At 71.3% G+C, this 14,590-nt stretch carries 13 protein-coding genes; all 13 read left to right on the forward strand.

Features of this window, described 5'->3' with window-relative positions:
• Positions 1 to 24: 24 nt before the first annotated feature.
• Positions 25 to 795, forward strand: a complete 771-nt coding sequence (locus AYL44_RS10445; RefSeq protein ID WP_064003221.1) for an ABC transporter ATP-binding protein — start codon at positions 25 to 27, stop codon at positions 793 to 795.
• Positions 777 to 2,357, forward strand: a complete 1,581-nt coding sequence (locus AYL44_RS10450; RefSeq protein WP_064003222.1) for a hypothetical protein — start codon at positions 777 to 779, stop codon at positions 2,355 to 2,357. Before AYL44_RS10445 ends, AYL44_RS10450 begins: the two co-directional genes overlap by 19 nt.
• Before the next feature lie 48 nt (positions 2,358 to 2,405).
• Complete coding sequence (locus tag AYL44_RS10455) at positions 2,406 to 3,398, forward strand: NAD-dependent epimerase/dehydratase family protein (RefSeq protein ID WP_064003223.1); 993 nt, start codon at positions 2,406 to 2,408, stop codon at positions 3,396 to 3,398.
• A 208-nt stretch (positions 3,399 to 3,606) separates the two neighbouring features.
• Positions 3,607 to 4,656, forward strand: a complete 1,050-nt coding sequence (gene argC / locus AYL44_RS10460; RefSeq protein ID WP_064003224.1) for an N-acetyl-gamma-glutamyl-phosphate reductase — start codon at positions 3,607 to 3,609, stop codon at positions 4,654 to 4,656.
• Positions 4,653 to 5,810: a bifunctional glutamate N-acetyltransferase/amino-acid acetyltransferase ArgJ gene (gene argJ, locus AYL44_RS10465; RefSeq protein WP_064003225.1), complete on the forward strand. Its 1,158-nt coding sequence runs from the start codon at positions 4,653 to 4,655 to the stop codon at positions 5,808 to 5,810. The genes argC and argJ overlap by 4 nt, the downstream gene beginning before the upstream one ends.
• The gene (gene argB, locus AYL44_RS10470) at positions 5,807 to 6,706 is read left to right on the forward strand and encodes an acetylglutamate kinase (RefSeq protein ID WP_064003226.1); all 900 of its coding nucleotides are present in this window, start codon (positions 5,807 to 5,809) and stop codon (positions 6,704 to 6,706) included. The genes argJ and argB overlap by 4 nt, the downstream gene beginning before the upstream one ends.
• The gene (locus AYL44_RS10475; protein ID WP_064003227.1) at positions 6,703 to 7,962 is read left to right on the forward strand and encodes an acetylornithine transaminase; all 1,260 of its coding nucleotides are present in this window, start codon (positions 6,703 to 6,705) and stop codon (positions 7,960 to 7,962) included. The genes argB and AYL44_RS10475 overlap by 4 nt, the downstream gene beginning before the upstream one ends.
• Positions 7,959 to 8,882 carry an ornithine carbamoyltransferase gene (argF, locus tag AYL44_RS10480; RefSeq protein ID WP_064003228.1) on the forward strand — a complete coding sequence of 308 codons (924 nt, stop codon included), beginning with the start codon at positions 7,959 to 7,961 and terminating at the stop codon, positions 8,880 to 8,882. Before AYL44_RS10475 ends, argF begins: the two co-directional genes overlap by 4 nt.
• Positions 8,861 to 9,988: a heparan-alpha-glucosaminide N-acetyltransferase domain-containing protein gene (locus AYL44_RS10485; RefSeq protein WP_064003229.1), complete on the forward strand. Its 1,128-nt coding sequence runs from the start codon at positions 8,861 to 8,863 to the stop codon at positions 9,986 to 9,988. Before argF ends, AYL44_RS10485 begins: the two co-directional genes overlap by 22 nt.
• A complete protein-coding gene (argH, locus tag AYL44_RS10490; protein ID WP_064003230.1) occupies positions 9,985 to 11,415 on the forward strand; it encodes an argininosuccinate lyase in 1,431 nt (476 codons plus the stop codon). Before AYL44_RS10485 ends, argH begins: the two co-directional genes overlap by 4 nt.
• A gap of 88 nt (positions 11,416 to 11,503) precedes the next feature.
• Entirely contained in the window at positions 11,504 to 12,145 is a 642-nt protein-coding gene (locus tag AYL44_RS10495) for a SatD family protein (protein ID WP_064003231.1), read from the forward strand.
• Entirely contained in the window at positions 12,142 to 12,837 is a 696-nt protein-coding gene (locus tag AYL44_RS10500) for a hypothetical protein (RefSeq protein WP_064003232.1), read from the forward strand. Before AYL44_RS10495 ends, AYL44_RS10500 begins: the two co-directional genes overlap by 4 nt.
• A gap of 50 nt (positions 12,838 to 12,887) precedes the next feature.
• Positions 12,888 to 14,201 (forward strand): tyrosine--tRNA ligase, encoded by a 1,314-nt coding sequence (tyrS, locus tag AYL44_RS10505; RefSeq protein WP_064003233.1) that lies wholly within the window; start codon positions 12,888 to 12,890, stop codon positions 14,199 to 14,201.
• Positions 14,202 to 14,590 lie beyond the last annotated feature (389 nt).

Consider the following 14,590-nt stretch of genomic DNA (forward strand, 5'->3'; position numbering starts at 1 on the left):
GGTCGGGGCGGTTAGGCTCGGCCCGTGATCGACTCTCCGACCGTCCCCGCCCTGCAGCTGACCGGACTGGTGAAGCAGTTCGGCTCCGTCACCGCCGTCGCCGGCATCGACCTCACGGTCCCCGCCGGATCCTTCTACGGGCTCGTCGGCCCCAACGGCGCCGGCAAGACGACGACCCTGTCGATGGCCACCGGGCTGCTCAAGCCCGACGCCGGGAGTGCCCACGTGCACGGTGTCGACGTGTGGGGCGACCCCGTGACGGCCAAGCGCATGATCGGCAACCTCGCCGACGGCATCCGGCTGTTCGACCGCCTGACGGGGGAGCAACTGGTCACCTACACGGGCATGATGTTCGGCCTTCCCCGCGAGGAGATCGGCCAGCGGGTGTCGGACCTCCTCGACCTCATGGACCTGCGCGCCGCAGCCGGGTCGATCGTCGCGGACTACTCGGCCGGCATGACCAAGAAGATCGCGCTCGCTTGCGCCCTCATCCACGCGCCGCGACTGCTGGTCCTCGACGAGCCGTTCGAATCGGTCGATCCCGTCTCGGCGGCGAACATCGAGGACGTCCTGCGCGGGTACACCGCCTCGGGCGGATCCGTCATCGTCTCCAGCCATTCGATGGACCTGGTGCAGCGCATGTGCGACCACGTCGCCGTCATCGCCGCCGGTCGGGTGCTGGCCGCGGGGACCATCGACGAGGTCCGCGCCGGCGACAGCCTGCAGAACCGGTTCGTCTCCCTCGTGGGCGGACGCCACCAGTCGGAGGGGCCGCAGTGGTTGCGACAGTCCTGAAGCTGCGGTACCGCGCCCTCGCCAACACGCTGGCCCGTCGGCCGTGGCAGCTCGTGGGCTTCATCTTCGGTGCGCTCTGGGCCATCGGCGCGCTCGTCTCGATCGTGGCCGGGATGGTGGCGCTCGCCGTGTTCCAACCGCTCGAGACCGCCACCGTCGTCGCGGTGCTCGGGGGAAGCGCGCTGCTGCTGGGTTGGGTGCTCGGTCCCATCCTCCTCACCGGCATGGACACGTCCATCGACGCGCGCGGCCTCGCCGTCTTCCCGTTCACCCGGACCCAGACGATGCTCGCGCTCGGCGGCACCGGGCTGACCGGTCTCCCCGGCATCGCGACGACCCTCGCGGCGCTGAGCACGGTCATTCTGTGGGTGAGGTGGCCGCTGGCGGCGGTCGTCTCGATCCCCGCGGCCGCGCTCGCGGTGATCACCTGCGTCCTCGCCTCCCGTCTCGTCGGCGAACTCTCCGGCGGACTGGGCGGCAACCGCCGCGGCCGGGAACTCATCGGCACGGTCGTGCTGATCCTGCTCGTCCTGTCGGGGCCGATCCTCACCGGCGTGCTCACCCTGCTCGACGCCGGCGGCGACCTGGTGGCGCGGCTCACGTCCGCGGCCGCGGTCCTGCCGTGGACCCCCATCGGCGCCGCGTGGGGCGTCGCCCCCGCGCTCGCCGCGGGCGACGTCCTGTCGGCGGTGGCGCGCCTCGGCATCGCGGTCGCGACCGTCGGCGTGCTGTGGGTGGTGTGGTCGCGGGTCATCGACGCGGGGACGGATGCCGCGCCGCGCCGCGCCCGCAAGGTGGCGGCTGCCGGCCGCCTCGGCCTCTTCGGGCTCCTGCCGACCGGTGGCGTCGGTGCGACCTGGGCGCGATCGCTGAACGGCTGGCTGCGCGACCCGCGGTACCTCCGTCAGCTCCTGGTCGTGCCCCTCCTGCCGATCGTGTTCCTCGTCACCGGCGGGACCGACGGGTTCTTCTTCGGCTTCTCGCCCGTCTTCGCGGCGCTGATGCTCTCCATTGCCGGATACACCGACGTCTCCTACGACGGCACGGCGTACGCGACCGTCCTCGCCACGGGTGTGCGCGGCGTGGCCGACCGGGCCGGCCGCACCCTGGGTGCGGCGTGCGTCGGACTGCCGCTCATCGTGCTGCTCGCGACCGTGACCGCGGTCCTCTCGGACAACCTGGCGACACTCCCGATCACGCTGGGCGCCTCGGTGGGCATCGTCCTCGTCGGTTACGGGGTCTCCGCCGTCTCGTCGGCGCTGATCATCAGCCCCGTGGCGGCTCCGGGCGACAGCCCGTTCAAGAGCGTGCCGGGCCAAACCTTCGTCAACGGACTGCTCGCGTTCGTCGTGTGGGGTGTCGTCATCGCGCTGTCGACGCCGACGATCGCGGTCGCCGCCTTCGCCTCGACCACCGAGGACGGGTCCTGGACCTGGGTCGCGCTCGCGGTGGGCGTCGTCGAGGGAGTCGTGATCGCCGTCCTCGGCATCGTCGTGGGCGGTCGCCTCCTCGACCGGACCGGACCCGACCTGCTGGCGAAGATCCGGGCGCTCCCGAGCTGATCGCGTCGCGGGGTGTCGCCCGGCGGCCCACGCTGGTTCGATGGGGGCATGACCCGCATCCTCATCCTCAGCGGCACCGGCTGGCTCGGATCCCGCATCGCCCAGCGGTGGGTCGACCGCGGCGCCGAGGTGACCTGCCTCGCGCGCGGCCACCGTGCCGCGCCGGCGGGCGCCCAGCTCGTGGTCGCCGACCGCGCCGCGCCCGATGCCTATCGCGAGGTCGCGGACCGGGACTGGGACGAAGTCGTCGATGTCTCCTCGGTCCCGTCGTACGTGCGGGCCGCTGCGGACGCCCTCGGCGGTCGCGCAGCGCACGCCACCTACGTGTCGAGCGTCTCGGTGTACGCCGGAGCGGAGGAGGAGGGTGCGGACGAGACCGCCGAGATCGTCCCCGCGTGGCAGGACGGCGACGAGGAGGACTACGCCCGCGCGAAGGCCGCCGCCGAGCGCGCCGCGGACGGTCTCGCCGCACGGCTCGCGATCGTCCGACCCGGACTCATCGTCGGCCCCGGCGACCCGACCGACCGATTCGGTTACTGGCCGGCGCGGTTCGCCGCGGCGGCCGACGGGCCGGTCCTCTTGCCGCAGACCGAGGGCCGGGTGCAGGTGATCGACGTCGACGACCTGGCGGACTTCATCGTGGCGGCGGGTGCCCGTGCGTTCGAGGGTGTCGTGAACGCGGTGGGCGAGCCGCATCCCTTCGCCGATTTCATCGCCCTCGTGCAGCGGCTCTCGGGGCACATGGGTCAGGTGCAGGTCGCTCCGGGCGACTGGCTCGAACGCCACGGCGTGAGCCACTGGATGGGTCCGCGGTCCCTTCCGCTGTGGCTGCCCGACGACATGCCCGGCTTCGCGACGCGCAGCAACGCGGCCTACCGCGCGGCGGGCGGCCGCATCCGTCCCCTCGCCGAGACGTCCGCGCGGGTCCTCGACGACGAGCGCGCCCGCGGCGTCTCGCGCTCGCGCGGATCGGGGCTCGAACGCGCCGCGGAGCTCGACCTCTTGCGCATCCTGACGGAGGGTGCCGCGACGGCGTCGTGATCGCCGATTTGCGGGACCGGATGCCGCGGCGATACCGTCGCGGTGTGTCCTCCGCCGCGATCCTCCCCGCCTCCGCGGGCTCGCGCGCGCGTCGACGTCTGGGCGACCGCCGACGCTAGGCGACCCTCCCGCTGTGCTCCGCGTCTCGGAGTGAGCCGCAGGTGTCGCCGTTCCGGCCCCGTTCCTCCCAGACAATAAGGTTGAATCCATGACCATCTCGGTCGCCGTCTCCGGCGCTTCCGGCTATGCGGGCGGCGAGATCCTCCGCCTGCTCGCCGCTCACCCCGAGGTCGAGATCCGCACCGTCACGGCGCACTCCAACGCCGGGCAGTCGCTCATCGACCACCAGCCGCACCTGCGCTCGCTCGCGCACCTCACCCTGCAGGACACGACGCCCGAGGTCCTCGCCGGCCATGACGTCGTCTTCCTCGCCCTGCCGCACGGTCAGTCCGCGCAGTACACCGAGATGCTGGCGGACGTCCCCCTCGTCATCGACGCGGGTGCCGACCACCGGCTGACCGACCAGGCCGCGTGGGACCAGTTCTACGGCGGGGACTTCCCCGAGCCGTGGGCGTACGGCGTGCCCGAGCTCCTCGTCGACGGGGGGAAGCAGCGTGACGTGCTGGCGGGTGCGCGGCGGATCGCCGCGCCGGGGTGCAACGCGTCCACCGTGTCGCTCAGCCTCGCGCCCGGTGTGGCCGCCGGCGTCATCGACCCGGGCGACATCGTGTCGGTCCTCGCGGTCGGCCCGTCCGGAGCGGGCAAGAGCCTCAAGACGAACCTCCTCGCCTCCGAGATCCTCGGCAGCGCGAACCCGTATGCCGTGGGCGGCACGCACCGCCACATCCCCGAGATCCGTCAGGCGCTCGCCGCCGCCGCGCCCGCCGCGGCGGACATCCGGATCTCGTTCACCCCCGTCCTCGTCCCCATGGCGCGCGGCATCCTCGCGACCTCGACGGCGCCGATCGTGCCCGGTGCCACCGACGCGCAGATCCGGGAGGCGTGGGAGTCCGCGTACACCGGCGAGACGTTCGTTCAGGTGCTGCCCGAGGGGCGGTTCCCGCGCACGGCGGACGTCCTCGGCGCCAACACGGCGCTCCTGGGCCTCGCGATCGACCGCGCCGCGAACCGCGTCGTCGTGGTCGCCGCGGTCGACAACCTCGTCAAGGGCACCGCGGGTGCCGCCATCCAATCGATGAACATCGCCCTCGGTCTCCCCGAGTCGACGGGTCTGAGCGTGAACGGAGTAGCCCCGTGAGTGTCACGGCAGCGCAGGGATTCGAGGCGGCTGGCGTGGCCGTCGGCCTGAAGTCCACGGGAGCGAACGACGTCGCTATCGTCGTCAACCGCGGTCCGAAGAAGGTCGGTGCGGCCGTCTTCACCACCAACCGCGCCAAGGCGAACCCCATCCTCTGGTCGCAGCAGGTCATCGGGGACGGCATCGTCGAGGCGATCGTCCTGAACTCCGGCGGAGCGAACTGCTTCACCGGACCCTTCGGCTTCCAGACGACGCACCAGACGGCCGAGAAGGCCGCCGAGCTCCTGGGCGTCGGCGCCGGCGACGTCCTCGTGTGCTCGACCGGGCTCATCGGCACGGGGGACGAGATCTTCCGCGCCAAGGTCCTCGACGGCGTCGAGAAGGGGGTTGCCGCCCTCTCCGCCGACGGGGGCGAGGCGGCATCCCTCGCCATCATGACCACCGATTCCCGGCCCAAGCGTGCCGTGGTGACCCGCGACGGCTGGACCGTCGGCGGCATGGCCAAGGGCGCCGGCATGCTCGCCCCGGGGCTGGCGACGATGCTCGTCGTCATCACGACGGATGCGGATCTGGATGCCGCGGCCGCCGACACCGCGCTCCGCGAGGCGACGCGGGTCAGCTTCGACCGGCTCGACTCCGACGGCTGCATGTCGACGAACGACCAGGTGACGCTCCTCGCGAGCGGAGCCAGCGGCATCCGACCCGACCCGGTCGACTTCGCCGCCGCTCTCACCGAGCTGTGCCTCGACCTCGCGACGCAGCTGCAGGGCGACGCCGAGGGGGCGAGCCACGACATCACGATCGAGGTCGTCGGCGCCGCGAGCGAGGACGACGCCGTCACGGTGGGCCGCTCGGTCGCGCGCAACAACCTCTTCAAGGCCGCGATCTTCGGCAACGACCCGAACTGGGGTCGCGTGCTCGCGGCGATCGGGACGACGGATGCCGCCTTCGACCCCTACGACGTGGACGTGTCCTTCAACGGCGTCCGCGTGTGCACGGCCGGCGGCCCCGATCGCCCCCGCGAGGAGGTCGACCTGACGCCCCGCGCGACGCACATCCTCATCGACCTGCGCGTCGGGGATGCCGCGGCCACGATCCGCACCAACGACCTGACCCACGACTACGTCCACGAGAACAGCGCATACTCGTCATGACCGACATCCAGCAGACCACCCCCGAAGAGGCCGCCGGCAAGGCCGCGGTCCTCGTCGAGTCCCTTCCCTGGCTCAAGCGTTTCCGCGAGCAGATCGTCGTCATCAAGTACGGCGGCAACGCGATGGTCAGCGAAGAGCTGCAGACCGCCTTCGCCGAGGACATCGCCTACCTGCACCACGTCGGTGTGAAGGTCGTCGTCGTGCACGGCGGCGGCCCGCAGATCTCCAAGATGCTCGACCGTCTCGACATCCCGAGCGAGTTCAAGGGCGGCTACCGCGTGACGAGCACCGAGGCCATCGGCGTCGTGCGCATGGTGCTGGCGGGGCAGATCAACCCGCAGCTCGTCTCGCGGATCAACGCGCACGGCTCGTTCGCGACCGGCATGTCCGGAGAGGATGCCGGGCTCTTCCAGGGGCGGCGCCGGGGTGTCGTCGTCGACGGCGCCGAGCACGACCTCGGGCACGTCGGCGACGTCGTCGCCGTCGATCCGCAGCCGATCCTCGACCAGCTGGCCGCCGGTCGCGTGCCGGTCGTCTCCTCGATAGCCCCCGACGTCGACGATCCGGGCAGCTCGCTCAACGTGAACGCGGATGCCGCCGCCGCCGCCCTCGCGGTCGCGCTCGGGGCAGTCAAGCTCGTGATCCTGACCGACGTCGCGGGGCTCTACGCCGACTGGCCCAACCGCGACTCGCTCGTCTCGAACCTGACCGCGACGGAGCTGCAGACCATGCTGCCGCGCCTGGAATCGGGGATGATCCCGAAGATGCAGGCCTGCCTCGACGCCGTCGACGGCGGAGTGAACCGCGCGGCGATCATCGACGGACGCCAGCCCCACTCGGTGCTGGTCGAGCTCTTCACGCAGCGCGGGATCGGAACCGAGGTGGTGGCGGGATGACCGTGCAGACGACGACGAGCTGGAAGGACGACGCCGCGCGCGACCTCGTCCTCAACTCCGGCGAACGGTACGCGATGCTCGTGCGCGGGGAGGGCGCTCACCTGTGGGACGACGAGGGCACCCGTTACCTCGATTTCCTCGGCGGCATCGCGGTGATCTCCCTCGGTCACGCCCACCCGGTGTTCGTGCAGGCGGTCGCCGACCAGGCCGCCACGCTCGGCCACGTCTCCAACTACTTCGCGACGCCGCCGCAGCTCGGGCTCGCCGCCCGCCTCAAGCGGCTCGCGGGCACGGGGGAGTCCGGCCGGGTCTACTTCGGCAACTCCGGCGCCGAGGCCAACGAGGCCGCCTTCAAGCTCGCCCGCCTGCACGGCGGATCCGAGCGCCCCCGCATCCTCGCCCTGAAGAACGCGTTCCACGGGCGCACGATGGGCACGCTGGCCCTGACCGGCAAGCCCGCCATGCAGCAGCCGTTCGAGCCGATGGTCCCGGGGGTGGAGTTCCTCGACTCCACGATCGAGGCGCTCGAAGCGGCGATCGACGACCGCGTCGCGGCGCTGTTCGTCGAGCCCATCAAGGGCGAAGCCGGCGTGCTCGAACTGCCCGAGGGATACCTCGCCGCCGCGCGCGAGATCACCCGGCGCCACGGCGCGCTCCTGATCATCGACGAGATCCAGACCGGCGCCGGTCGCACGGGGGCGTGGTTCGCCTTCCAGCACACCGGGATCACCCCCGATGCGATCACGGTCGCCAAGGGCATCGGCAACGGCATCCCGATCGGCGCGCTCATCACCTTCGGCGCCGCGAGCGACCTTTTCTACCCCGGCACCCACGGGTCGACCTTCGGCGGCAACCCGCTCGCGACCGCGGTCGCGTCGGCCGTCCTGGACGAGATCGAACGAGCCGGACTCGTCGAGGCGGCCGCCGAACGCGGCCGGCAGATCCGCGACGCGGTCACGGCGATCGGTTCCCCGTTGGTGACCGGATGCCGCGGCCAGGGGCTTCTCATCGGGGTCGCCCTGCGGCATCCCGTCGCCGGAGCCGTCGTCGCTGCGGCGCAGCAGCACGGGCTCATCATCAACGCCGCGAACGACGCGACGATCCGCCTCGCCCCGGCGCTCACGATCGGCGACGTCGAGATCGACGAGTTCCAGACGCTGTTCGCCCGCGCCCTCGCCACCGTCGAGGACGCCCTGATGCTCGACGACACCCCCGGTACCGACGACACTTCTGACACGACGGAGGCCCCCGCATGACCCGCCACCTGCTGCGCGACGACGACCTGACCCCCGCCGAACAAGCCGAGATCCTCGACCTCGCGGTCGAGCTCAAGGCCGACCGCTGGAAGGAGAAGCCGCTGGCGGGTCCGCAGACCGTCGCCGTCATCTTCGATAAGTCCTCCACCCGCACCCGTGTCTCGTTCGCCGTCGGCATCGCCGACCTCGGCGGCTCCCCGCTCATCATCTCGACGGCGAACAGCCAGCTCGGCGGCAAGGAGACCCCGTCCGATACGGCGCGCGTCCTCGAGCGTCAGGTCGCCGCGATCGTGTGGCGCACCTACGCGCAGGCAGGTCTCGAAGAGATGGCGGCGGGCACCCGCGTCCCGGTCGTCAACGCGCTGAGCGACGACTTCCACCCCTGCCAGCTGCTCGCCGACCTCCTGACCATCCGCGAGCACAAGGGCGAGCTGAAGGGTCTGACGCTCACGTTCTTCGGCGACGGTCTCTCCAACATGTCGCACTCGTACGCGCTCGCCGGCGTCACCGCCGGCATGCACGTGCGCATCGCCTCGCCCGAGGCCTACGCGCCCCGCGCGGACGTGGTCGCAGACGCCGACCGGATCGCTGCGCAGACGGGCGGATCGCTCACCCTCTTCACCGACCCGAACGAGGCCGCGGCCGGTGCCGACGTCATCGTCACCGACACGTGGGTCTCGATGGGCAAGGAGGAGGAGAAGATCGCCCGCCTGCGCGATCTCAGCTCCTACAAGGTGACCCAGGAGACCATGACGCTCGCCAAGGACGACGCGATCTTCATGCACTGCCTCCCCGCCGACCGCGGCTACGAGGTGGATGCGGACGTCATCGACGGTCCGCAGAGCGTCGTCTGGGACGAGGCGGAGAACCGCCTGCACGCGCAGAAGGCGCTGCTGGTGTGGCTGCTCCGGCAGCAGTGAGCCGTGCCTGGCGGAGCTGGAACGGCCCCGCCAGGCTCCACGGCGTCGACCTCGCCCGCGCCCTCGCGGTGTTCGGGATGCTCGCCGCCCACCTGCTCACAATCGAGCAACCGCTGCGGCTCGCCGACCCCTCGACGTGGATCGACGTCGTCAACGGGCGCTCCTCGATCCTGTTCGCCGTGCTGGCGGGCGTGTCGATCGCGCTCATCACCGGGGGACGGATGCCGCACCGCGCCCCGCGCCTGGGCGTCGACCGCCGTCGTCTCGCGGTCCGGGCCGTCCTGCTGTGGGCGATCGGTCTGCTCCTGACGCAGACCGGCGTCCCGATCTACGTGATCCTGCCGGCCTACGGCATCCTCTTCCTCCTCGCCCTGCCCCTGCTGGCGCTTCCGGCGTGGGCGCTGTGGGGGATCGCGGCATCCGTCGCCCTCGTCGTCCCCTGGTTCCTGCCGTTCCTCGACGCCCTGCCGATCTGGGACGGCGAGGCGGGGGAGACGCTCTTCTTCGCCGTCGGGTGGGCCTACCCCTTCCCGCTGTGGATCGCCTTCGTCGCGGCAGGGATGGCGCTGGGGCGCACCGATCTGCGGCGGGCGGGCACTCAGGCGCTGATCCTCGCGGCGGGTGTCGCACTGACGGCGCTCGGCGCGGTCATCGGGCTCCTCGCGGTCATGGCCGGCGGGGCGCCACCGGACTCCTACGCCGCGGCCGTCCTCAGCGCGGAGGCGCACAGCGGCGGGATCGTCGAGGTCGTGTCGTCGACGGGGTTCGCGATGGCCGTCCTCGGCGCGTGCCTGCTCGTGTGCCGTACGCCGCTGACCTGGGTGCTGGCACCTCTGCGCGCCGTCGGATCGATGCCCCTGACCGCCTACGTCGGCCAGGTCGTCGCCTGGGCTCTCATCGCCCTCGCGGTGCTCGGCGACACGACCGATCTGCGGGCGTTCCGCGATCTGCATCCGCTCGGGTGGTTCTGCCTGGGAGCGATCGTCCTGTGCAGCCTGTGGGCGATCCTCGTCGGCCGCGGACCGCTGGAGAGTGCGCTCGCGGCGGTGTCGCGCCGAGCGGTGCCGACGGACGGCGAGGAGCCCGCCGATAGGGTGGAGTCGTGAGCGAGAGCAAGAACGAAGCAACGAATCAGGGTGCGTTGTGGGGCGGGCGTTTCGCCTCGGGCCCCTCGCCGGAGCTCGTTGCGCTGAGCCGCTCGACGCACTTCGACTGGGCCCTCGCGCTCTACGACCTGCGCGGCTCGCACGCGCACGCGCGCGCCCTGGGACGTGCCGGTTACCTCACCGCCGACGAGGAGGCCCGCATGCACGCCGGCCTCGATGCACTCGGCGAGGCGGTGCGGTCTGGCGAGCTCGTCGCGACCGAGTCCGACGAGGACGTGCACGGCGCCCTCGAGGCGGCGCTGATCCGCGAAGTCGGCCCCGAGCTGGGCGGCAAGCTGCGGGCCGGCCGCAGCCGCAACGACCAGATCGCCACGCTCGTGCGGCTGTTCCTCCTCGACCACTCGCGCGTGATCGCGCGGGACCTCGTGCGCGTCATCGACGCCATCGTCGCGCAGGCCGAGGCGCACCCCCAGGCGATCATGCCCGGTCGCACGCACCTGCAGCACGCGCAGCCCGTCCTGCTCGCCCACCATCTCCAGGCGCACGCCTGGCCCCTCGTCCGCGACCTCGAGCGGCTCCGCGACTGGTCGGTCCGCGCGTCGGTCTCGCCCTACGGCGGGGGAGCGCTCGCCGGTGCCACATTCGGCCTGGACGCCCAACTCGTCGCCGACGAGCTGGGTCTCGCCCGGCCCGCCGAGAACTCGATGGACGGCACGGCCGCCCGCGACGTGGTCGCCGAGTTCGCCTTCATCACGGCGATGATCGGTGTGGACATCTCGCGTTTCGCCGAGGACATCATCATCTGGAACACGCGGGAGTTCTCCTTCGTCCGCTTGGACGACGGGTTCTCGACGGGTTCGAGCATCATGCCGCAGAAGAAGAACCCCGACATCGCCGAACTCGCGCGGGGCAAGTCGGGTCGCCTCATCGGCAACCTGGCCGGTCTGCTCGCAACGCTGAAGGCGCTGCCGCTCGCGTACAACCGCGATCTGCAGGAGGACAAGGAGCCGGTCTTCGACTCGGTGGCGACCCTCGAGGTGCTGCTGCCGGCGTTCGCGGGCATGATCGCGACCCTCCGCTTCGACACGGAACGCATGGCGGCTTCGGCGCCCGAGGGGTTCTCCCTGGCCACCGACGTCGCGGACTGGCTGGTCAAGCGAGGTGTGCCCTTCCGGGACGCGCACGAGATCTCGGGTGCGCTGGTGCAGGCGTGCGAGTCGCGCGGGATCGAGTTGGCGGATGCCGACGACGCCCTCCTCGCCGAGGTGTCACCGCACCTGGAACCGGGGGTGCGTGAGGTCCTCACGGTCGAGGGATCGGTGGCGAGCAGAGATGGGTCCGGCGGGACGGCTCCGGAGCGGGTCTCGGAGCAGCGCGCCGCGCTCGTCGCGCGCACCCAGGAACTCGCTCGCGCCCTGAGCGCGTGACTCTCCGACCGTCTCTCTCACTTATCACCTCGACAAGATAAGCAAAACACTTATTGCCAGCTCGACATAAGCGGCCTATCCTGTCCCTATGAGCGACGACGCAGCGGTGATCGCCGACATCGTCGGATCACGCACCCTTCCGGACCGCGCGGCGGCGCAGCGGGCGATCGTGGCGACCGCGGAACGCGTCCACGCGGACCACCCGGTCGCCGGTGCACCCCTCACCGCGACCGTCGGGGACGAGTTCCAAGCCGTCTACCCGGGACTCGCGGCGGCGCTGACGTCCCTGCTGCTCGTGCAGCTGCACCTCCCCGACGGGGTTCAGTTGAGGTTCGGGGTCGGTGTCGGCGCGGTGGACCCCGTCGACGAGTCGATCACGGACGGACCCGGATGGTGGGCGGCTCGGGCCGCGATCGACGAGGCCCACCGGTTGCAGGACCGCGCCGTGCCGCGCGCGCGCACCCGCATCGCCGCCGCGGAGGGGCAGGATGCCGTCATGCTCCACCGCATCGCGTACGCCAACGCCTACCTGCTCGCGCGGGACGATCTCGTCGCGTCGATGAGCGAACGGACGCGACGGCTGACCTACGGACGCTGCCTCGGCCGTACCCAGCGGGAGCTCGCCGAGGCTGAGGGCGTCACCCAGCCCGCGGTCTCGCAGGCGCTCGCCTCGGCGGGATCCGCGGCGCTCGTCGCGGGTTTCGCCGACCTGAGCCGGGAGCTCTCGTGATCGGCGCGGGGATCGTCCTTCTGGCGGTGGGTGTCGCCGACCTCATCCGCCTGTACGTGCCGTCTCGGGGCCGCGCCGGTGCGTACGCGGTTGCCGCTCTCGTCGTCCTCATCGGTGCCGCCGGTGCGGACGCGGTGGTGTGGGCGTTCGTCGCCGTCGCGGTCGCGGCCGTCTGGGTCCTCGCGACGCCCGGCTCAGCCGGGGGCCGGGCGGGTCTCTGGCCGCTCGTCGCGGTCGCGGTCGTCGCGTTCGTCGCGGTCGCGTTCGACGGGGTGCGCCTGGATCAGGGCCCGCTCGGCGAGGCGTGGCCCGCGGATTCCCCGCTCGGCGCGGTCAGCCTGGACGTGGCGCTGTTCGTGCTCGGCGCAGTCGTCTTCCTGAGCGAATCCGGCAACGTGGTCGTCCGCGCCGCGCTCCGCGGGGGAGACGTCGCGGCCGATGCCCCGAACGCGTTGAAGGGCGGCCGCCTCATCGGCCCGCTCGAGCGTGTGCTCGTGTTCGCCTTGACGGTGACCGGCGCGTTCACGCTCCTGGCGGCGGTCCTCGCGGCGAAGGGCATCGTGCGGTTCCCCGAGATCTCCCGTGACAGCGACCTGGGTACGCGCGCCGAGTACTTCCTCATCGGCAGCCTGGTCAGCTGGGTGACGGCTCTCGGTGCCGCCTTCCTCCTCTGGTGGGGGACGTCGATCTGAGCCGTGCCGGCACGCGGGGCCGCCGCACGCCCGCTGATAGCCTGGAAGGCGTGTCTGAATCCGCTCCGAGCGCCGAACTGAGGGCCCTCGCGCCCGCCAACGACCCGTCCTTCGCGAACGTGTGGGACGAGATCGTCTGGCGAGGTCTCGTGCACGTGTCCACCGATGAGGCATCGCTCCGCGAGCTCCTCTCGGGGGAGCCGATCACGTACTACTGCGGGTTCGACCCGACCGCTCCCAGCCTGCACCTCGGCAACCTTGTCCAGCTGTTGCTCCTGCGACGGCTGCAGCTCGCTGGGCACAAGCCGCTGGGCCTCGTCGGTGGGTCCACCGGGCTCATCGGGGACCCGCGCCCGACGGCGGAGCGCACGCTCAACACCCGTGAGACCGTCACTGAGTGGGTCGAGCGTCTGCGCGGTCAGGTGGAGCGCTTCCTCAGCTTCGAGGGGGACAACGCCGCCCGAATGGTGAACAACCTCGACTGGACGGCGCCCCTGAGCGCGATCGATTTCCTCCGCGAGATCGGCAAGCACTACCGCGTCGGCACGATGCTGAAGAAGGATGCCGTCGCCGCCCGCCTCAACTCGGATGCGGGCATCAGCTACACCGAGTTCAGCTACCAGATCCTGCAGGGCATGGACTTCCTGGAGCTCCACCGCCAGTATGGCTGCGTCCTGCAGACGGGTGGCAGCGATCAGTGGGGCAACCTGACGAGCGGGACCGACCTCATCCACCGGGTCGAGGGGACGTCCGTTCACGCGATCGGCACCCCGCTCATCACGAACAGCGACGGGACGAAGTTCGGCAAGAGCGAGGGCAACGCCGTCTGGCTGGATGCCGACATGTGCAGCCCGTACCGGATGTACCAGTTCTGGCTCAACACCGACGACGCCGACGTCATCGCGCGACTGAAGGTGTTCACCTTCCTGACGCGTTCCGAGATCGAGGAGTACGAGCGGCTCGTCGCCGACGAACCCTTCCGCCGCGCCGCGCAGCGCCGGCTGGCGATGGAGGTCACGACGACCGTCCACGGGGTGGATGCCGCGACCGCCGTCGCCGCCGCATCGGACGCCCTCTTCGGTCAGGGCGATCTGACCGCGTTGGATGCCCCGACGCTGCGCTCCGCGCTGGAAGAACTCCCGCACATGACCGCCGCCGGCGGCGTGCCGATCGTCCAGGCTTTGCTCGAGACCGGTCTCGTGTCGAGCGCGAGCGAGGCGCGCCGGGCGATCGCTCAGGGCGGGGTGTCGGTCGACGGCGTCAAGGTCGCCGACGAGGAGCACGTCGTCTCCGGTTCGCTGCCCGGTGGCGTGTCGGTGGTGCGGCGCGGCAAGAAGACTCTCGCAGGGGTGTTCGTCTCCTGACCGAAGCGTTCCGAGAGGCCGTCGTCCCCGCCGTGGGGAGGGCGGCCTCTCTGCGTACGGCGCGGATTCCTGCGCGACACGCCCGGGATGCGAACATGATTTGCCCGACCCGGGGGAGCGGCGTAACTTATTACTCGTTCGCCCCACAGGGAAGAGCGAGAGACCGAAAGGCCTCCGGCCCCCTCAAGCGGAGAACGAAATCCATCCCAAACCTCTCCTAGAGAGAACAAGGCCTTGTGGTCTAGGATGGGGACTCCACCTCGAAGCCCCGTGGTGATGAGCCCGACACGATCTTCTGATCGTTGCGTGCCGTCCTGTTCGGGAGTCGAGCGAAGAGTCAGTGACGTTGCCTCACTACGAAGCCCTTGCGGGGGTGGTGTGGGAGCATC

Origin of the sequence: Microbacterium oleivorans (genome assembly GCF_001644225.1) — a bacterium.
Classification (GTDB): Bacteria; Actinomycetota; Actinomycetes; order Actinomycetales; family Microbacteriaceae; genus Microbacterium; species Microbacterium gawkjiense.